Annotated in this window: 15 protein-coding genes; 8 read left to right on the top strand and 7 right to left on the bottom strand. The window is 67.7% G+C overall.

Features of this window, described 5'->3' with window-relative positions; genetic code table 11:
- The first annotated feature begins 129 nt into the window (after positions 1-129).
- Positions 130-4125 (top strand): phosphoribosylformylglycinamidine synthase, encoded by a 3996-nt coding sequence (gene purL, locus AC07PA_RS13965; protein ID WP_494608222.1) that lies wholly within the window; start codon positions 130-132, stop codon positions 4123-4125.
- 226 nt (positions 4126-4351) lie between these two features.
- Here purL and AC07PA_RS13960 read toward each other — a convergent pair whose 3' ends face one another.
- A complete protein-coding gene (locus tag AC07PA_RS13960) occupies positions 4352-5056 on the bottom strand; it encodes a class I SAM-dependent methyltransferase (RefSeq protein WP_494608220.1) in 705 nt (234 codons plus the stop codon).
- Positions 5057-5262: 206 nt separating this feature from the next.
- Here AC07PA_RS13960 and AC07PA_RS13955 point away from each other — a divergent pair, with 206 nt between their 5' ends.
- Complete coding sequence (locus AC07PA_RS13955; RefSeq protein WP_007850287.1) at positions 5263-6255, top strand: DUF808 domain-containing protein; 993 nt, start codon at positions 5263-5265, stop codon at positions 6253-6255.
- Positions 6256-6431: 176 nt separating this feature from the next.
- Positions 6432-7037, top strand: coding sequence for an OmpW/AlkL family protein (locus AC07PA_RS13950; RefSeq protein WP_494608218.1), 606 nt, complete (start codon positions 6432-6434; stop codon positions 7035-7037).
- On the opposite strand, the gene AC07PA_RS13945 is transcribed toward AC07PA_RS13950, so the two are convergent.
- The 3 genes from AC07PA_RS13945 to AC07PA_RS13935 all read right to left on the bottom strand — a co-directional run bounded on the left by AC07PA_RS13945 (position 7034) and on the right by AC07PA_RS13935 (position 9083).
- Positions 7034-7660 carry a LysE family translocator gene (locus AC07PA_RS13945; RefSeq protein WP_494608216.1) on the bottom strand — a complete coding sequence of 209 codons (627 nt, stop codon included), beginning with the start codon at positions 7658-7660 and terminating at the stop codon, positions 7034-7036. The two genes, AC07PA_RS13950 and AC07PA_RS13945, sit on opposite strands and share 4 nt — an antisense overlap.
- The gene (locus tag AC07PA_RS13940) at positions 7657-7908 is read right to left on the bottom strand and encodes a DUF1272 domain-containing protein (RefSeq protein ID WP_145698542.1); all 252 of its coding nucleotides are present in this window, start codon (positions 7906-7908) and stop codon (positions 7657-7659) included. The genes AC07PA_RS13945 and AC07PA_RS13940 overlap by 4 nt, the downstream gene beginning before the upstream one ends.
- Positions 7909-8024: 116 nt before the next feature.
- A complete protein-coding gene (locus AC07PA_RS13935; protein ID WP_494608214.1) occupies positions 8025-9083 on the bottom strand; it encodes a metal-dependent hydrolase in 1059 nt (352 codons plus the stop codon).
- A gap of 267 nt (positions 9084-9350) precedes the next feature.
- On the opposite strand from AC07PA_RS13935, the gene egtD reads away from it, so the two are divergent.
- Positions 9351-10463 (top strand): L-histidine N(alpha)-methyltransferase, encoded by a 1113-nt coding sequence (gene egtD, locus AC07PA_RS13930; protein WP_494608212.1) that lies wholly within the window; start codon positions 9351-9353, stop codon positions 10461-10463.
- 85 nt (positions 10464-10548) lie between these two features.
- Positions 10549-11832, top strand: coding sequence for an ergothioneine biosynthesis protein EgtB (egtB, locus tag AC07PA_RS13925; protein WP_494608210.1), 1284 nt, complete (start codon positions 10549-10551; stop codon positions 11830-11832).
- Positions 11833-11851: 19 nt separating this feature from the next.
- On the opposite strand, the gene AC07PA_RS13920 is transcribed toward egtB, so the two are convergent.
- A complete protein-coding gene (locus AC07PA_RS13920) occupies positions 11852-13135 on the bottom strand; it encodes an aminotransferase class I/II-fold pyridoxal phosphate-dependent enzyme (RefSeq protein ID WP_145698547.1) in 1284 nt (427 codons plus the stop codon).
- Between the two features lie 287 nt (positions 13136-13422).
- Positions 13423-15429, bottom strand: coding sequence for a peptidase U32 family protein (locus AC07PA_RS13915; protein ID WP_494608208.1), 2007 nt, complete (start codon positions 15427-15429; stop codon positions 13423-13425).
- A gap of 262 nt (positions 15430-15691) precedes the next feature.
- On the opposite strand from AC07PA_RS13915, the gene AC07PA_RS13910 reads away from it, so the two are divergent.
- Complete coding sequence (locus AC07PA_RS13910) at positions 15692-16765, top strand: branched-chain amino acid ABC transporter substrate-binding protein (protein WP_052024458.1); 1074 nt, start codon at positions 15692-15694, stop codon at positions 16763-16765.
- A 4-nt stretch (positions 16766-16769) separates the two neighbouring features.
- Here AC07PA_RS13910 and AC07PA_RS13905 read toward each other — a convergent pair whose 3' ends face one another.
- Complete coding sequence (locus tag AC07PA_RS13905) at positions 16770-17768, bottom strand: GlxA family transcriptional regulator (RefSeq protein WP_494608206.1); 999 nt, start codon at positions 17766-17768, stop codon at positions 16770-16772.
- 100 nt (positions 17769-17868) lie between these two features.
- On the opposite strand from AC07PA_RS13905, the gene AC07PA_RS13900 reads away from it, so the two are divergent.
- Positions 17869-18489 carry a LysE family translocator gene (locus AC07PA_RS13900; protein ID WP_007857496.1) on the top strand — a complete coding sequence of 207 codons (621 nt, stop codon included), beginning with the start codon at positions 17869-17871 and terminating at the stop codon, positions 18487-18489.
- A 59-nt stretch (positions 18490-18548) separates the two neighbouring features.
- The gene (locus AC07PA_RS13895) at positions 18549-18812 is read left to right on the top strand and encodes a hypothetical protein (protein ID WP_494608204.1); all 264 of its coding nucleotides are present in this window, start codon (positions 18549-18551) and stop codon (positions 18810-18812) included.
- Position 18813: the final 1 nt, after the last annotated feature.

Below are 18813 nucleotides of genomic sequence, written 5' to 3'. Positions count from 1 at the left end.
ATTGCGCTTGAGATGCTGCATGGTGTTGAGCGCCGCCGGTTAAAATGGGAGGCTAACCGCCACCAAGCCTGCGTTTTCCGGATGGCGGCGGCGCCCACCGTACCCCTCACACCCCAACAGGCCGCTACCGTGACCTTGCACATGACCACGCTGGCGGGCGGCAACGCCCTCAGCACCTTTCGCGCCCAGCAACTCCAGCCTGCCCTCGAGGCCATCCATCCCAAGATCACTGGCATCGCTGCGCGCTTCGTGCACCTGGTGGCCACCGATGCGGCGCCGTCGCCTGCCGATCAGGAGCGCCTGGCGGCCCTGTTGACCTACGGCGACCCCTATGCCGGCCCCGAAACCGGTGCCGTCATCGTCGTCACCCCGCGCCTGGGCACGCTCTCGCCCTGGGCCTCCAAGGCCACCGACATCGCGCGCAACTGCGGCATCGCCATCCGCCGCGTGGAGCGCATCACCGAATACCGCGTGGCCCTGAAGCCCGGCCTGCTGGGCGGCACGCCCGAGCTGACTGCCGACCAGGTGGCCCAGGTCGCCGCCCTGCTGCACGACCGCATGACCGAATCGGTGGTGGCCGACCGCAGCGGCGCCGCCGCCCTGTTCACCGAGCTGCAGCCCGCGCCCATGGAGCATGTGGACCTGCTGGGTGGCGGCCGCGCCGCGCTGGAAGCCGCCAACACCCGCTTCGGCCTGGCCCTGGCCGAAGATGAGATCGAATACCTGGTCAACGCCTTCACAGGCCTGGCGCGCAACCCGAGCGACGTCGAGCTGATGATGTTCGCCCAGGCCAACAGCGAGCACTGCCGCCACAAGATCTTCAACGCCGAGTTCACCATCGACGGCGTGGCGCAGGACAAGAGCCTGTTCGGCATGATCCGCAACACCCACCAGCTGGCACCCCAGCACACGGTGATCGCCTACTCCGACAACGCCTCCGTCATGGAAGGCCACACGGTCGAGCGCTTCCTGGCGCGCATGGGCGATGCCGGCACGGTCGGCTATGCCAAGAGCGAAGCCACCCAGCACGTGCTGATGAAGGTGGAAACGCACAACCACCCCACGGCGATCTCGCCCTTCCCCGGCGCCTCCACCGGCGCGGGCGGTGAAATCCGCGACGAAGGCGCCACCGGCCGGGGCTCCAAGCCCAAGGCCGGCCTGACCGGCTTCACCGTCTCCAAGCTCTGGGGCAGCGAGGTCGGCAAGCCCGAGCACATCGCCAGCCCGCTGCAGATCATGGTCGAAGGCCCCCTGGGCGGCGCCGCGTTCAACAACGAATTCGGCCGGCCCAACCTGGCGGGCTACTTCCGTGAATACGAGCAGAACGTGGGCGGCGTGCAGCGCGGCTACCACAAGCCCATCATGATCGCGGGCGGTGTGGGCGTGATCGACGCCGGCCTCACCCAAAAGATCGAATTCCCGGCCGGCTCGCTGCTGATCCAGCTGGGCGGCCCCGGCATGCGCATCGGCATGGGCGGCAGCGCCGCCAGCTCCATGGCCACGGGCACGAATGCGGCCGAGCTCGACTTCGACTCCGTGCAGCGCGGCAACCCCGAGATCGAGCGCCGCGCACAGGAAGTCATCAACCACTGCTGGGCGCAGGGCGATGCCAACCCCATCCTGGCCATCCACGACGTGGGTGCGGGCGGCCTGTCCAACGCCTTCCCCGAGCTGACCAACGACGCCGGCCGCGGTGCGCGCTTCGACCTGCGCGCCGTGCCGCTCGAAGAATCGGGCATGGCACCCAAGGAAATCTGGAGCAACGAGAGCCAGGAGCGCTACGTGCTGGCCATCGCACCCGGCTCGCTGGCGCAGTTCCAGGCCTTCTGCGAGCGCGAGCGCTGCCCGTTTGCCGTGATCGGCACCGCCACCGAAGAGCGCCAACTGGTGCTGGACGACACGGCCGTGGCCGGCGGTGACCAGAAGAACCCCGTGGACATGCCCATGAACGTGCTATTGGGCAAGCCGCCCAAGATGCACCGCGACGTGGCCACGGTGGAGCGCCAGTTCGCGCCCATGGATTTGACCGGCGTGCCGCTGCAAAAGGCCGTGATCGACGTGCTGGCCCACCCCACGGTGGCCTCCAAGCGCTTCCTCATCACCATCGGCGACCGCACGGTGGGTGGCCTGTCGCACCGCGACCAGATGGTTGGCCCCTGGCAGGTGCCGGTGGCCGATTGCGCCGTGACCCTGGCCGACTACAAGGGCTTTGCCGGCGAGGCCATGAGCATGGGCGAGCGCACGCCGCTGGCGGCCATCAACGCCCCCGCCTCGGGCCGCATGGCCGTGGCCGAAGCCATCACCAACCTGCTGGCCGCGCCCATCGAGCTGCCGCGCGTCAAGCTCAGCGCCAACTGGATGGCCGCCTGCGGCGAACCCGGTGAAGACGCCGCGCTCTACGCCACGGTGAAGGCCGTGGGCATGGAACTGTGCCCGGCCCTGGGCGTCTCCATCCCCGTGGGCAAGGATTCGCTGTCCATGCGCACGCAGTGGCAAGAAGGTGGCGACAAGAAGAAGGTCACCTCGCCAGTGAGCCTGATCGTGAGCGCCTTCGCCTCGCTGGCCGACGTGCGCGGCACGCTCACGCCGCAGCTCGATGCCACCGAAGCCGACACCACCCTGGTGCTGGTGGACCTGGGCAAGGGCCAGAGCCGCATGGGCGGCAGCATCCTGGGCCAGACGCTGGACCAGAGCGGGGACGTGGTGCCCGACCTGGACGATCCGCAAGACCTGGTGAACCTGGTCAACGCCGTGAACGCACTGCGCGCCAAGGGCCAGATCCTGGCCTACCACGACCGCAGCGACGGCGGCCTGCTGGCCGCCGCTGCCGAAATGGCCTTTGCCGGCCATGTGGGCGTGTCGCTCAACGTGGACCTGCTGGTCACCGAGGGCGACGGCATCAGCGACAGCCGCATGGAAACCGGCGACGCCAAGAACTGGGCCTCCCAGGTCAGCGCGCGCCGTGAAGAATTGACGCTCAAGGCGCTGTTCAATGAAGAGCTGGGCGTGCTGCTGCAGGTGCGCACCGCCGAGCGCAACGAGGTGATGCAGCTGCTGCGCGAGCACAATCTCTCGCGCTTCAGCCACTTCGTGGGCAAGACGCGTCCCGTGTCTTCACCCATCGACGCCGGCAAGGGCGAGCTGCAGGTCTGGCGCGATGCCAAGGCCGTGTTCAGCGCGCCCCTGGCCGACCTGCACCAGGTGTGGGACGCTGTGAGCTGGAAGATCTGCCAGCAGCGCGACAACCCCGCCAATGCCGATGCCGAACACGCCGCCGCTGGCGCACCGGCCGACCCCGGCTTGCACGTGCACCTGGCGTTCGACCCCGCCGAGAACGTGGCCGCGCCCTATTTCAACCTGGCGCGTCCCAAGGTCGCCATCCTGCGCGAGCAGGGCGTCAACTCGCACATCGAGATGGCCTATGCCTTCACCGAGGCGGGCTTCGAGGCCTACGACGTGCACATGACCGACCTGCAGACCGGGCGTGCCCAACTGGCGGACTTCAAGGGCGTGGTCGCCTGCGGCGGCTTCAGCTATGGCGACACCCTGGGTGCCGGCATCGGCTGGGCGCGCAGCATCACCTTCAACCCGGTGCTGGCCGAGCAGTTCCAGGGCTTCTTCGGCCGCACGGACACCTTCGGCCTGGGCGTGTGCAACGGCTGCCAGATGTTTGCCGAGCTGGCCGACATCATCCCCGGCGCGCAGGACTGGCCGCGCTTCACCACCAACCAGAGCGAGCGCTTCGAGGCCCGCCTGTCGATGGTGGAGGTGCTCGAATCCCCGAGCCTGTTCTTCCAGGGCATGAGCGGCAGCCGCCTGCCGATCGCCGTGGCGCATGGCGAGGGCTACGCCAACTTCCGCTACCGCGGCAATGCCGACAAGGCGATTGCGGCCATGCGCTATGTGGACAACCACGGCGCAGCCACTGAGCAGTACCCCTTCAACCCCAACGGCAGCGCGGGCGGCCTCACCGCCGTGACCACGGCCGACGGCCGCTTCACGGCCATGATGCCGCACGCCGAGCGCGTGTTCCGCAACGTGCAGATGAGCTGGACCAGCGAGGACCGCAGCCAGTTGAGCCCGTGGATGCGCATCTGGCGCAATGCCCGCAAGTGGGTGGGCTGATGGAATTGCCGCTGCGGCGGCGTTGAAAGAAAACGGGGCTTCGGCCCCGTTTTTCATGCTCGGCTAGTGTTCTGTCCCGTAAATAGATGCCAAAAATAAAACCGATGGATTTCGCGCCAGGGCAAGGCGCAAACCGCAGCGATAGCCGTAGCTATCGCGAGGATTTGCAACGCTGCCCTGGCGTGAAAGACGCGGTTTTATGGGGATTTATTTGCGGGACAGGACACTAGTTGGCGAGGTCAGGCCGCTGGTACACCAGCAGCCGGCCCTTGTAGGCGGGGCGGTCGTCCAGGGCTGGGTGGTCCAGGCGCTCTTCCACCACCTCGAAGCGGTGCACCGCCATCTGCTTGTGGAAGGCCCTTCGGTTGCCGCGGTCGGGGTCCACGATCCAGATCTGTGCGCCCACCTCGGCATGGCGGTCGATGAAGCCGGCCAGGGTGGCGCGCGCGTCGCGCTCGTAGAGCACGTCGCTGCCCATGATCAGGTCGAACCGGCCGCTCACGGTGCTGGCAGCGGGGCCGTCGCCCTCGGCGCCTTGCGGTGGGTTCCAGTGCCCGGCACGGTACTTCATGGGCGGCAGGGCGTTCAGCCGCAGGTTTTCGAGCAGAAAGCTGTCGGCCAGCGGGTGGCCGTCGCTGGCGGTGATGTCCACGCCGCGCCGGTGGCACACCAGGCTGGCCAGGCCCAGGCCGCAGCCGATCTCCAGCACGCGCTCGCCCGCCTGCAGCGGCCGGGTGGCCATGCGCTCGGCCAGTTGCGTGCCCGAGGGCCACAGCAGGCCGAACAGCGGCCACAGGGCGGAGGAGATGCCCAGCCGCTCGGCCTCGCCCAGCGGGTCGGAGAACTGCTGCTTGTCCAGCAGCGAACGGATGGTGAGATTGGCGACGCCCGCAATGGCGACGCTGTCTTGCTTGGTGAGGTAGCCTGGCATGGCTCGGGCGAGAAGCCCGTTGTCAAGGGACCCCAAAAGGTTGGTGGTGTGAGCGCCGAGTATGCGCCTTTTGCCAAAGCCACGGCGGGCCGCGTCCTCTGCAAGGCCTTTGCGGCGCCGTGCGGTGGCCCCTGGCAGCGTGTGGAATTGACCCAGGTCATTGCTATAGTCGGCGCTTTGACCGAACCACCACCCAAGGACATCCCATGGCCGCTGGCAGCCTTCTAGCCCTGTTGGACGATATCGCCACCATCCTCGACGACGTCGCCCTCATGACCAAGGTGGCGGCCAAGAAGAGCGCCGCCATGGCCGACGACGTCTCGGTGATGACCAAGGTGGCCGCGCAGAAGACGGCGGGCGTGCTGGGCGACGACCTGGCGCTCAACGCCCAGCAGGTCACCGGCGTGCGCGCGGAGCGCGAGATTCCCGTGGTCTGGGCCGTCGCCAAGGGCTCCATGGTCAACAAGGCCATCCTGGTACCTGCAGCGCTGTTGATCAGCGCCTTCGCGCCCTGGGCCGTCACGCCGCTGCTGATGATCGGCGGCGCCTTCCTGTGCTTCGAGGGCTTCGAGAAGATCGCCCACAAGTTCCTGCACAGCGAAAGCAAGGACGAGGCCGAGCACGAAAGCCGTGCCCAGGCCAATGCCAACCCGGCCGTGGACCTGGTGGCCATGGAAAAGGACAAGATCAAGGGCGCCGTGCGCACCGACTTCATCCTGTCGGCAGAAATCATCGCCATCACGCTGGGCACGGTGGCGACAGCCTCGTTTGCGCAGCAGGTGGCCGTGCTGACGGGAATCGCCGTCATCATGACGGTGGGGGTGTACGGCCTGGTGGCGGGCATCGTCAAGCTCGACGACCTGGGCCTGTGGCTCAACAACAAGCGCAGCGCGGTGGCCAAGGCCCTGGGCACGGGCATCGTCAATGCGGCGCCCTGGCTCATGAAATTCCTGTCCATCGCCGGCACGGCCGCCATGTTCCTGGTGGGCGGCGGCATTCTGGTACACGGCATTCCGGCCCTGCACCATGCCGTGGAAGGGGCGGGCGCTGCAGCCGGCACCTGGCCCGCGGGAGCGCTGTGGGGGGGGCTGATCTCCAACCTGCTCAATGCCGTGGTGGGCATCGTCGCGGGTGGCCTCGTGGTGGCCGTGGTGACCGTCGTACAAAAAATGCGTGGCAAGGGCGCGGCCGCGCACTGACGCGCCACGCACCACGCACCGTTGTTGATCCAGATCGAAGCCCCGTCATCCGGGGCCTGATGCGCCGCGTCAGCCGGCCCATCGGTTGATCTGCGGCAAGGTACGCGCGGGCGTGCGGGGGCCCAATGCATGCACGGGGGTCGTCCCCGTTCAACCGCATCGAATCGATCGCTCCCATGAACAACAACAAGCTGCTGAAACTGGCCCTGGTGGCCGCCTGCGCGCTGGCATCCGGCGCCACCATGGCACAAGAATCCGAAGGCCCCTGGCTGGTGCGCGCCCGCGCCGTGCACCTGGACAGCGCCAACAAGGACACCACCGGCCTGGGCCTGTCGGTCAATGACAAGGCCATTCCCGAGGTCGACGTCACCTACTTCTTCACCAGGAACATCGCCGCCGAGCTGGTCCTGACCGTGCCGCAAAAGCACGACGTGCGCGCCAGCACGCTCGGCGGCAAGATCGGCACGCTCAAGCACCTGCCGCCCTCGCTGCTGCTGCAGTACCATTTCGATGCCCCTGGCTTCAAGCCCTATGTGGGCGCGGGCCTGAACTACACGCGCTTTTCCAGCGTGCACCTGCCCGCCGGCGTGGGCATCGACAAGAACAGCTGGGGCGCAGCCCTGCAGGTGGGCGTGGACATTCCGCTGTCGAAGAACCTGTACCTGAACGTGGACCTGAAGAAGGTCTACATCCAGACCGACGTGTTCGCGGGCAGTGCCAAGGCCGGCACCTTCAAGGTCGATCCGGTGCTGTTCGGCATCGGCCTGGGCTACAGGTTCTAGGCGCTGCGGCGATAGAAGGCCAACGACCCCGCCAAGGCCAGCAGCGCACCGCCGCAGCAGCGGTCAAGCCACAGCACCGCGCGGCGGCGCAGCAACTGCACGGCCTTGGCGCCCACGATGGCATAGGCCAGCATCACCGCAAAATCCAGGCCCGCGAACACCACCGCAATGGCGGCGTACTGGGGCCACTGCGGTGCATTCGCGTCGATGAACTGTGGCAGCAGGGCCGAGCAGAACAGGTAGCCCTTGGGGTTGGTCACCGCGACCAGGAACGACTTGGCAAAGACGCCGCGGGCCGTCACACCCTCGGCGCTGCCGGCCTGCGACAGATCCAGCCCGCCCTGCGAGCGCAGCAGGCGCAGCCCGAGCCATGCCAGGTAGGCGGCGCCCACCCATTTGACGACGGAGAACCAGAACTCCGAGGCCGCGAGCAGAGCGCCCAGGCCCAGCGCCACAGCACCCACCAGCACGAAGTCGGAGGCCACGGCGCCGAGCATGCCCGGCACGGAGCGGCGTACGCCATAGCGCGAGCCGTTGGCCAGTGCCAGCAGCACCGTGGGCCCGGGCGTGGCAATGGCCACCAGGGCCACGAGCGCAAAGACCAGCAGCGTGGTCGCGTTCATGCCAGCACCGGGCCGCAGCCTTGCGGCTTGTGCACGCGCTCGGTCGACGCGGGGTACTTGGCCAGCTTGGATGCGGGCCGGCGCGGGCGCTGCAGCAGCTCACCCCCGCAGTTGGGGCAGATGCCGCCCAGCGGGCCGCCCGCGCAGGTGCTGCAGAAGGTGCACTCGAAGGTGCAGATGCGTGCGTCGGTCGCATCGGGTGGCAGGTCTTTGTCGCAGCATTCGCAGCTGGGGCGCATCTGGAGCATGGCGGGGCCTCGGGGTGGTCGGTGAACCGGCCACTCTATGCGCAGCGGCCCTGCGCGGCAAGACACAGACGGCGGTTGCCAGCGCTGCCGTCTGTACTGCCCGTCTGTCTGCTGGCTCAGCCTGCCGGGGTGGTCGGGGCAGGTGTTTTGGGCGCGGTACCCGCCGGGCGCAGGGGCGCATCGTCCAGCGCCAGCATGCGGCGCCACAGCCAGGGCAGGGCGGTTTCCAGGTCGGGGCGCTGCCACTCCTGCCGGGCCTTGGCGGTGCCCGCCAGCACCTGCTGCGGCGTGCCGATGTCGAAGTGGAACGAGTACGCGGGCTCCATGCCCATGCGCAGGTCGGTGATGTAGATGTGCCCACCCGCCTCGTTCATGCGGTAGAAGCCATGGGTGAAGCGCGACAGGCGCTGCACATGCGCATTGCCCTGGTAGGTGGCGTACAGGTCGGTGCCACGCTCATGGCGCGTCCAGCGCATGGGCTGCTGGCCGCCATCGGCCAGCGAGCGAAAGCCTTCCAGGTAGTGCGTGGGTGTCATCGCCACCACGCGCCACAGCACGGCAGAAAACGGCGCAGGCGTCACCAGCACGCGCTCGGCGGTGATGCCCTCGGACTGCAGCGATGCACGCGCAATGCCCTCCACATGCTGCTGCGCCAGCACGCCCAGGCCCAGGTAGGCGGTGCTGAACACCAGTGCCCAGGCATTCCAGCGCAGGCCGCGGCCGCCGCGCATGGACAGGGCCGCGACCACCCCGATGAGCAGCGGCAGCGTGTACAGCGGGTCGATGATGAACACGCTGCCCACGCCGTACGGGTGGTTGGTGAAGGGGTAGAGCAGCTGCGTGCCGTAGATCGTCATCGCATCCAGCAGCGGGTGGGTGACCAGCGCCAGCCACAGGGCCAGCCACCAGCGCAGCAGGTGCGGCGTTTCGCCATGCAGGCGCGCCACCAGCCAGGCCAGCGGGCCTGACAAAAGTGTGAGGGTCAGCAGGGCATGGCTGCTGCTGCGGTGCAGCACCATGTTGAGCATGGCGTCGCCATGGTCGATGAAGGCATCCAGGTCGGGCAGGGTGCCGGCCACGGCGCCCCAGAAGACGGCTTTCCATGCGGCGGTGCGGCGGCCCATGGTGGCGAGGGTGACGGCGGAGCCCAGGGCGATCTGGGTCAATGAATCCATGGGGCGGTGTGTCCTTGTGTAGCGATGATTGCGGCAAAGGTGTGACAGCAAGCGAAATGCGGGCCAGCCGAAACAGGGCTTGCCGTGGCCGCGCCGGGGGCCCATGATTGTGGCTTGGCTCGATGACAGGCCGGGTATGCGCCCAGCCGGTACCCGGGCCATGCATGCTTGCCCACGGTGCGTGGTGGCTTGGTGCATCCACCGGGCAAGGCACACGGGCGTTCGTCCTACTTGGGGGCTGTACACCCCCCGCTAACCTTGCGAACCATGGCCCACGCACTCCTCCAGAATCCGTCGCCCTTGCTTCCAACCCGGGGCGCACAGCGCCAGGCAGCCTGGAATGCCAAGCCACCCCATCTGGCCTTCGAAGCCTTCGAGGGGCTGGCCCCGGAGCCGGACAGTGCCGATGCCTCCAACACCTCTCAGGCGCCCCAGGCGCTGGCGGAGCAATCGGTCCACGACGAGATCACAGAGGGCCTGCTGCAGCAGCCCGCCACCATCTCGCCCAAGTACTTCTACGACCAGCTCGGTTCGGAGCTGTTCGAGTCCATCACCCGCCTGCCCGAGTACTACCCCACGCGCACCGAGCACGCCGTGATGCAGCAGCACGCCGCCGCCATTGCCGCCGCCGTAGGCCAGGGCCGCACGCTGATCGAGCTGGGCGCGGGCAACTGCGAGAAGGCGCGTACGCTGTGCCGCACCCTGGCCCCAGACTGCTTTGTGGGCGTGGACATCTCGGCCGATTTTCTGCAGGGCGCCGTGGCCCGCATGCGCGAGGAGTTCCCGCACATGGACGCGCGCGCCGTGGGCGCCGACATGACGCGCGGCGTGACCCTGCCGGCCGACATACCGCGCACCGGGCGCCTGGTGTTCTACCCGGGCTCGTCCATCGGCAATTTCGACCCGCCGCATGCGCTGATGCTGCTCGAACAGATGCGCGAGCTGGTCGATGGCGAGGGTGAGCCCGATGCCGACGGCGGCCTGCTCATCGGCATCGACCTGCCCAAGGAGGTGGACGTGCTCGAGGCGGCGTACGACGATGCCGCCGGCGTCACCGCGGCCTTCAACCTCAACGTGCTCTCGCACGTGAATCGCCTCATCGGCAGCAACTTCGACCCCGCGCAGTGGCGCCACCTGGCCTTCTTCAACACCCTGCATTCGCGCATCGAGATGCATCTGCAGGCCATGTCGCCGCTGCAGGTGCGCTGGCCCGGCGGCGGTGTGCGCGACTTTGCGGCCGGTGAATGCATCCACACCGAGAACAGCTACAAGTACACGCTGCCCGCCTTCACTGACCTGCTGGCGCGCGCAGGCTTCTCGCGCGCCCAGGCCTGGACCGACCCGCGCGGCTGGTTTGCGGTGGTGCATGCGCAACCCTGACGCGCGCTTTCCGCCGCTGCCCGGCACTGGCCTGCCTCTGCGGCTGGTACAGCCGCATGCCACCCCGGTGGGGCACACTGGCAGGATGACGACGAACCCGCCCCCCCGGCCCGCCGACTACGCCACCGTGCGCCAGCGCTCGGTGGAGCTGGTGGTGCCGCTGTCGCCCGAAGACGCCTGTGCCCAGTCCATGCCCGACGCCAGCCCCGCCAAGTGGCACCTGGCACACACCACCTGGTTTTTCGAGACCTTTGTGCTGGAGCCGCACGAACTGGCGTTTGCGCCGTTCCACCCGGCGTTTCGCGTGCTGTTCAATTCGTACTACAACGGCGTGGGCGCCAAGCACCCGCGCCCGCAGCGCGGCCTGCTCACGCGTCCGTCGCTGGCCGAGGTGCTGGCCTACCGCGCCCAGGTGGACGAGCGCGTGCAGGCCCTGCTGGCGCGCCAGGCAGACAACGCCAGGCTGCAGGCCCTGGTAGAACTGGGCCTGCACCACGAGCAGCAGCACCAGGAGCTGCTGGTGACCGACATCAAGCACCTGCTCTCGTGCAACCCGCTGTTTCCGGCCTACCATGGCTTGCAGCCGAGCATCGATGGTGGCCTGGCCCAGCCCCTCACCTGGCACCGCAGCGACGGCGGCGTGGTCGAAATCGGCCACCATGCCGGCAGCGGCGCGTTTGCCTTCGACAACGAACTGCCGCGCCACCGCGTCTACGTGCAGCCCCACGCCCTGGCATCGCGCCTGGTGAGCAATGGCGAGTACGCTGCCTTCATCGAAGACGGCGGCTACCGCAACCCCGTGCACTGGCTGGCCGAAGGCTGGGACTGGCGCACCGCGCAGGGCCTTACGCAGCCCATCTATTGGCACCGCGCGGGGCTGGGCGGTGGTGATGACGAGGGTGATGCCTGGCACGAGTTCACCCTGGCCGGCCTGGTCCCCCTGGCCAGCGCACTGCCCGCCGTGCACCTGTCGTACTACGAAGCCGATGCTTATGCCCGCTGGGCCGGCGCCCGCCTGCCCACCGAGGCCGAATGGGAATGCGCCGCCGCACGCCAGCCCCTGCAGGGCCATTTCGCTGACGGCCCCGATGCCCCGCTGCACCCCGGCGCGGCCGAGGGCCCGGGCATGGTGCAGGTGTTCGGCGATGCCTGGCAGTGGACCCAGTCGAGCTACGCCCCGTACCCCGGCTTTCGCACGGCCGAGGGCGCCGTGGGCGAGTACAACGGCAAGTTCATGGTCAACCAGTATGTTTTGCGCGGGGGGTCGTGCGCCACGCCCGCGGGGCATGTGCGGGCGACCTACCGCAATTTTTTCCCGGCAACTGCGCGGTGGCAGTTTGCGGGGGTGCGGTTGGCGCGGGATGTCTGAGCGGTAGGCCGCTGCGCGGTCACACCTTGCCCAGCGCCTGCTCCAGATCCGCCTTCAGGTCGTCAATGTGCTCGATCCCCACCGACAAGCGCACCATCCCCTCGCTCACCCCCGCCTTGGCCAGTTCCTCGGGGTTGAGTTGGCGGTGCGTGGTCGATGCCGGGTGCGTGGCCAGTGACTTCGCATCGCCGATGTTCACCAGCCGGGTGAACAGCTGCAGCGCATCAAGAAAACGTGCCCCCGCCGCGCGCGGATCGGCATCGCTGTTCTTGACGCCAAAGCTCAAAATGCCCGATGCCCGCCCGCCCAGCTGGCGCTTGACCAGCGCGTGGTCCGGGTGGTCAGGCAGGCCGGCGTAGCGCACCCATTCGACCTTGGGGTGGGCCTGCAGGTACTCGGCGATGGCCAAGGTGTTGTCGCAGATGCGGTCCAGGCGCAGGGCCAGGGTTTCGATGCCTTGCAGGATCAAGAACGCGTTCTGCGGGGCCAGCGCGGCACCCGTGTTGCGCAAGGGCACGACGCGGGCGCGGCCGATGAAGGCGGCGGGGCCCAGGGCCTCGGTGTAGACCACGCCGTGGTAGCTCACGTCGGGCTCGTTCAGGCGCGGGAAGCGCTGCTTGTGCTCTGCCCAGGGGAACTTGCCGCTGTCCACAATGGCGCCGCCCACGCTGTTGCCGTGGCCGCCCAGGTACTTGGTGAGCGAGTGCACGACGATGTCGGCACCGTGCTCGATGGGGCGCAGCAGGTAGGGCGTGGGCACGGTGTTGTCCACGATGAGTGGCACGCCATGGTCGTGCGCCACCTTGGCCAGGGCGGCGATGTCGGTCACGTTGCCCAGCGGGTTGCCGATGCTCTCGATGAAGATGGCCTTGGTGCGCGCGTCGATGTGCTGGGCAAAGCTGGCCGGGTCGCGCGGGTCGGCAAAGCGCGTGGTGATGCCCTGCTGGGGCAGGGTGTGGGCGAACAGGTTGTAGGTGCCGCCGTAGAGCGTGCTGGCCGAGACGATGTTGTCGCCCGCCTCGGCAATGGTCTGGATGGCGTAGGTGATGGCCGCCATGCCCGATGCGACGGCCAGCGCCGCAATGCCGCCTTCGAGTGCCGCGATGCGCTTTTCAAGCACATCGTTGGTCGGGTTCATGATGCGGCTGTAGATGTTGCCCGGCACCTTGAGGTCGAACAGGTCGGCGCCGTGCTGCGCGCTGTCGAAGGCATAAGCCACCGTCTGGTAGATGGGAACGGCGACCGCTTTGGTCGTTGGGTCAGGGCTGTAGCCGGCGTGCACGGCCAGGGTTTCGATCTGCATTGCGTTCTCCTTTGGCGGGCGTGCCTTCAACCGGCTAACGTCGTTGCAAAGCCTTGCCGTGCTACAGCACTGTCTGCGGCTTTGCGCCTAGTTATCCGGCTGAAACCACACCCGCTGCGGTATGGGGTTGATAGGAGCAGGTCCGGGCGGGTAAGCCGCACTGGGCGCATCCCGTGTGGGGCGCGCAGACCATTCTTCCATCGCCCCTCCAAGGGCAGATCGAATCGTTTCGTATGTGCTTATGCGGCCAGCAATGGCAGGCCCGCGCCTGCCAATCCCGCACCCGCTCAACTGGCCTGCTGGGGCCGCGTGCGGTAGAAGTTCAGCGGCGTCTCGCGCGCCTGGTTGTTGAGCACCTGGCGCTTGATCTTGCCCACCACATGCATCTCGCAGGGCTTGCAGTCAAAGCGCAGGGTCAGCTTTTCCTTGCCGTTGATGAGCATCAAGGGCTCGGCTTTGATGGTGCCCTGCACGCCGGTGACGCCCTTGGCCTGCTTGGGGCACAGACTCATCGAGAAGCGCACGCAGTGCTTGGTGATCATGAGGCTGACTTCGCCTTCTTCCTCGTGCGCCTCGTACGTTGCATCGATCACCTTCACGCCGTGGCGCACGTAGAAATCGTGGGCCTTGTGGTTGAACACATTGCCCAGAAAGCTCAGCGTGTCTTCGGGGTACGGGGCCGGCGGCTCCACCGGGGTGGCGCGCTGCAGGCGCATGAAACCCTTGGCGCGGTTGGCCTCCAAGTCGGCCAGCGCGTCACGGCGCAACGCGTTGACGGCCGATGCGGGGATGAACCAGGGCTGCGAGAGCTGCAGGCCCACGTCGTTCACCGCGAAGATGGTGGCGCCGAAGCGGGCCAGGTGCTCGCGCAGGCTGGCCTCGGCCTTGGCGGCGTCGGTGGCCGGCTGGTGGGCGTGGTCCAGTTGCGCGCCGCCGGCATAGCCGTCTTCGTCGGTCAGCGTAAGGGCAAAGCCGGTGGGCGTTTCCGACAGGTAGACCCACAGGCCGATGCGGCGGTCGCTCGACTTCTTGTCGAGCGTGCGCACCCAGTCCATGTCGCGGTTGCGGTTGATCTCGGTGCCCTTGCGCAGGTCCTTGAAGCCCTCCATCGGGTCCTTGGGGAACACGCGCCACTGCGTGGTGCTGCGCGGCGACACGGGCTCGGCCCGGTTGATGGCCATGCCCACCAGGTCCTTGTGCAGGTCGTAGTAGCACAGGCCGTCGCCGTTGTGCAGCACGGTCTCGGGGCTGCTCACTTCCAGCTCCACGAAATCGGCGCCCACCTTGGTCACCCAGCCGATGGCCTGGCCGGGGTTCTTGGGCGTGTCGAAGGCGCCGATGTCCTGCTTGCGGCCGGTGACGAAGTAGTCGGTGAACTCGCGGTTGAAGTTCTGCAGCGGGTCGGGCGTGAAGGTGAACGTGGTGCGCCCGCTCGACGAGCGCGACAGCGGGTGGCCCGAGGACTCGCGCTCTTCCATGATGCCGTCGATGATGGTGCGGTAGTGGGCCGTGATGTTCTTCACGTAGCCCATGTCCTTGTAGCGGCCTTCGATCTTGAAGCTGCGCACGCCGGCATCGATCAGCGCGCGCATGTTGTCGCTCTGGTTGTTGTCCTTCATGCTGAGCACGTGCTTGTCGTGCGCGATGAAGCGGCCCTGCGCGTCGGTCACCTGGTAGGGCAGGCGGCAGGCCTGGCTGCAGTCGCCGCGGTTGGCGCTGCGCCCGGTCTGCGCATGGCTGATGTTGCACTGGCCGCTGTAGGCCACGCACAGCGCGCCGTGGATGAAGAACTCGATGTTGGCGCGCCCGGGCGCGTCCACCGGGCCCAGGGCCTTGTGCACCGCGGCGATCTGCTGCACCGTGAGCTCGCGCGCCAGCACGATCTGCGACAGGCCCGCGTCCTGCAGAAAGCGCGCCTTCTCGGGCGTGCGGATGTCGGTCTGCGTGCTCGCATGCAGCTGGATGGGCGGCATGTCGATCTCGAGCAGGGCCATGTCCTGGATGATCAGCGCGTCGGCCCCGGCCTCGTAGACCTGCCAAGCCATCTTGCGCGCGTCTTCGAGCTCGTCGTCGCGCAGGATGGTGTTGAGCGTGATGAAGATGCGGCTGTTGAAGCGGTGCGCATGCTGTACCAGTCGCTCCAGGTCGCGGATGTCGTTGCCCGCGCCCACGCGCGCGCCGAAGGCCGGGCCGCCGATGTAGACGGCGTCGGCACCGTGGTTGATGGCTTCGATGCCGATGTCTGCGTCGCGCGCAGGCGCGAGCAGTTCGAGCTGGTGGGGCAGGAGAGACATGGGGCCCGATTATCCCAGCCTGGCACGCTGCCGGGGAATTCTGGTTTCAATTAGTCGGACTAATACTGTATGCAATTCTGTTGTGCAAGCCTGGTGTACTGAAGACGGGATAGGATGGCGGCGCCTGGCCGGAACTCCTGGCCAGCGCGTTCTCCCTTGTTCTTGTTCATCCGGAGTCTTGCCCGTGTCCTTTGCTTCCCGTTCGCGCTTTCACTTCTCCCTGGTTGCTGCTGCAGCCGCCACCGTTGCCTGCACCGCCGCCATGGCGCAGGACGTGCAGGTCGTCAAGATCGCCCATGCGGGGCCGCTGTCGGGCGGCATTGCCCACATCGGCAAGGACACCGAGAACGGCGTGCGCCTGGCGCTGGACGATTTGAACGCGCAGAACCTGGTGATCGGCGGCAAGAAGATCAAGTTCGAGCTCGCCGCCGAAGACGACGCCGGCGACCCGCGCCAGGCCACCGCCGTGGCGCAAAAGCTGTGCGACCAGAAGGTGGCCGGCGTGGTGGGCCACCTGCAGTCGGGCACCTCCATCCCCGCCGCTGCGGTGTACGACAAGTGCGGCGTGCCGCACATCACGGCGGCCGCCACCAACCCCGACCTGACCAAGCCCGGCTACAAGACCACCTACCGCCTGATCGCCAACGACAGCGCGCTGGGCGCGGCGCTGGCCATCTTCTCGGCCGACCACCTGAAGCTCAAGTCCGTGGCCATCATCGACGACCGCACGGCCTACGGCCAGGGCGTGGCCTCGGTGTTCAAGGCCACGGCGCAGCAAAAGGGCCTCACGGTGGTGGGCGAGGAGTTCACCACCGACAAGGCCACGGACTTCATGGCCATCCTGACCGCCATCAAGAACAAGAAGCCCGACGCCATCTTCTACGGCGGCCTGGATGCCCAGGCCGGCCCCATGCTGCGCCAGATGGAGCAGCTGGGCCTGGGCAACGTGAAGTTCTTCGGCGGCGATGCGCTGTGCACCGAAAAGCTGCCCGAGCTGGCCGGCAAGACGCCGGCCCTGAAGAACGTGACCTGCGCCACGGGCGGCGCCTCGGTCGCCAAGATGCAGGGCGGTGCCGACTGGAAGAAGCGCTACGATGCCAAGTTCCCTGGCCAGTTCCAGATCTACAGCCCCTACGCCTACGACGCAGCCATGGTGCTGGTTGATTCGATGAAGCGCGCCAACTCGGTGGACCCCAAGGTCTACATCCCCTTCATCGGCAAGACCGAATACAAGGGCGTGACGGCCAACATCGCCTTCACCAGCAAGGGTGAGCTGACGACCCCCGCCGTGACGCTGTACACCTACAAGGACGGCAGCCGCGTTGCATTGAACTGATCCCTCAGGGCTCGGTTCCGGCCCGCCCGGCGCGCAATGCGCCTGGGCTGGTGCCGTAGTGTTGGCGGAACAGCCGCGCCAGGCTGCTGGCATTGCCCAGGCCGACTTCGTCGGCAATGGCCGCCAGGCTGTGGTGCGAATTGGTCACGCGCCAGTGCGCCTGCTCCATGCGCATCTTCGTCCAGTGGTCGTGGGCGCTCATGCCCATCTGCTCGGTGAACAGCCGGTCCAGCTGCCGGCGGCCGATGCCGATGCGCTCGGCCAGGTCGGCCACGGTCAGCCCGTCGGCCAGGGAGCTGCGCATCAGCGCCACCGCACGCGCAAGGTGGCGGGTGAAGTCGGGCCCACCACCTTCCATCGACTGCAGGTGGTGCCCCTGGTGCCGGGGCGCGTCCACCAGCATGTCGGCCAGGCCCTTGAAGGCCCGCACCCGGCCACAGTGGCGCGACAGAAGCTCCACCGCCATGTCGATGGCGGCCGTGCCGCCCGCGCAGGTGATGCGGTCGCTGTCGAAGCAATAGATCTGCTCGCTGGCCACCGCGATGCGCGGAAAGGCGTGGCGGAACTCGGCCACATGGCGCCAGTGCAGGGCCACGCGGTGGCCCTTGAGCAGGTCCGCCTCGGCCAGCAGAAAGCTGGCGTTGTCGATGGCCACCAGCGGCAGGCCGCGCGCCGCAGCCTTGCGCAGCACCGGGCCATAGGCCTGCACGTACCCGCGCGAGGCCTGCACCGTGCGGCTGCCAAAGACCACCAGGTAGTCGAATGCCGCCAGGTCCACGGCGTCGGCCGTGGTGTCCATGTTCACCTGCACCGCGCTGCTGGAGACCACGGGCGCGGCGTCGATGCCGAGCAGGGTCCATGCGCAGTAGCGCTGGCGGCTGTGGTCCTCGTCATCGGCCGAAAAGCGCAGCTTGTCGAGGAAGGCGCCAAAGGGCAGCAGGGCGAAGTCGGGCAGCGGCAGCAGCAACAGGCGAACGTCGGGGCGGGGCAGGGCGGTGCTCATGCGGGTGTCCAATTTGGTATGGATGTTAGCCAGTTTCGATGCGGTGCATGCTGCCGTGCGCCCCTAGACTGCAGGCCATGTTTCGAACGATGGTGCAGCAATGGAACTGAAAATCTGGCTGGTCTACCTGCTCGCGGTCATCGGCCTGTCGCTGACCCCGGGCCCCAACAGCCTGCTGGTGCTGGCCCATGGGGCGATGCACGGGCGGGCGCGCACCTTGTGGACCATTGGCGGGGGCGCGGTGGGCTTTGTGGCCTTGATCGGGCTGTCGATGCTGGGCATTGGCGCGCTGCTGCAGTCGTCGGCCCATGCGCTCACGGTGATGAAGTGGGTGGGCGGCGCCTACCTGGTGTGGCTGGGCATCCAGCTGTGGCGCGCGCCGGCCATGCAGCTGGAGGCGCTGCCGAGTGCCCAGGGCGAGCGGGCAGTCAGCGGCGGTCGCTTGTTCCGCCAGGGGCTGCTGGCGGCCATCTCCAACCCCAAGGTGCTGCTGTTCTATGGCGCCTTCTTGCCGCAGTTCATCGTGCCGGGGCGTGACCTGTGGCTGCAGTTCGTGGTCATGGCGGGCACATTTGCGGCGGTGGAATGCCTGGTGGAGTTTGGTCTGGCGAGCCTGGCGCACCGCATCCGCCCCTGGCTGCAGCGCACGGGGCGCAAGTTCAACCGCTCCTGCGGTGCGCTGTTCGGGTTGATGGGCGCGGCGCTGCCGATGACGCATTGATCTTTTTAACCACCGTCCCGGTTTACAGTGCGAGCTTGCACGGTATCGGGAGCACAGGCATGCGTGGATTGTTCGGGTTGGTGGGGCTGGTCGTGGTGCTGGCCATTGTGGGCATCATTGCCAAGAAGCAGCTGTCGACCACGCGCGCGCCTGCTGCGGCGCTGCAGCAAGTGCCCATCCCGGGCACCGGTGCGTCGGCGCCGGTCATCAACCCCACGGGCAATGTGCGCGAGCAGAGCCAGCAGGTGCAGCAACAGGTCCAGCAGCAGCTGGACGACATCATGAAGCAGCGCACGCAAAGCCTGCCCGACGCAGACAAGTGAG

The sequence above is a fragment of the Acidovorax sp. GW821-FHT09B03 genome (assembly GCF_059418305.1).
Note: the sequence above shows the minus strand (reverse complement) of the source record. Positions and strands in the feature narration are given on the sequence as shown.

Bases quoted from the DNA above. Each gene is read 5' to 3' on its own strand.
- AC07PA_RS13900 (WP_007857496.1), top strand. From the start codon at position 17,869: ATGGAACTGAAAATCTGGCTGGTCTACCTGCTCGCGGTCATCGGCCTG.
- AC07PA_RS13950 (WP_494608218.1), top strand. From the start codon at position 6,432: ATGAACAACAACAAGCTGCTGAAACTGGCCCTGGTGGCCGCCTGCGCG.
- AC07PA_RS13910 (WP_052024458.1), top strand. From the start codon at position 15,692: ATGGCGCAGGACGTGCAGGTCGTCAAGATCGCCCATGCGGGGCCGCTG.
- egtB (WP_494608210.1), top strand. From the start codon at position 10,549: ATGACGACGAACCCGCCCCCCCGGCCCGCCGACTACGCCACCGTGCGC.
- AC07PA_RS13920 (WP_145698547.1), bottom strand. From the start codon at position 13,135: ATGCAGATCGAAACCCTGGCCGTGCACGCCGGCTACAGCCCTGACCCA.
- AC07PA_RS13960 (WP_494608220.1), bottom strand. From the start codon at position 5,056: ATGCCAGGCTACCTCACCAAGCAAGACAGCGTCGCCATTGCGGGCGTC.
- AC07PA_RS13945 (WP_494608216.1), bottom strand. From the start codon at position 7,660: ATGAACGCGACCACGCTGCTGGTCTTTGCGCTCGTGGCCCTGGTGGCC.
- AC07PA_RS13935 (WP_494608214.1), bottom strand. From the start codon at position 9,083: ATGGATTCATTGACCCAGATCGCCCTGGGCTCCGCCGTCACCCTCGCC.
- AC07PA_RS13905 (WP_494608206.1), bottom strand. From the start codon at position 17,768: ATGAGCACCGCCCTGCCCCGCCCCGACGTTCGCCTGTTGCTGCTGCCG.
- AC07PA_RS13895 (WP_494608204.1), top strand. From the start codon at position 18,549: ATGCGTGGATTGTTCGGGTTGGTGGGGCTGGTCGTGGTGCTGGCCATT.
- egtD (WP_494608212.1), top strand. From the start codon at position 9,351: ATGGCCCACGCACTCCTCCAGAATCCGTCGCCCTTGCTTCCAACCCGG.
- AC07PA_RS13955 (WP_007850287.1), top strand. From the start codon at position 5,263: ATGGCCGCTGGCAGCCTTCTAGCCCTGTTGGACGATATCGCCACCATC.
- AC07PA_RS13915 (WP_494608208.1), bottom strand. From the start codon at position 15,429: ATGTCTCTCCTGCCCCACCAGCTCGAACTGCTCGCGCCTGCGCGCGAC.
- AC07PA_RS13940 (WP_145698542.1), bottom strand. From the start codon at position 7,908: ATGCTCCAGATGCGCCCCAGCTGCGAATGCTGCGACAAAGACCTGCCA.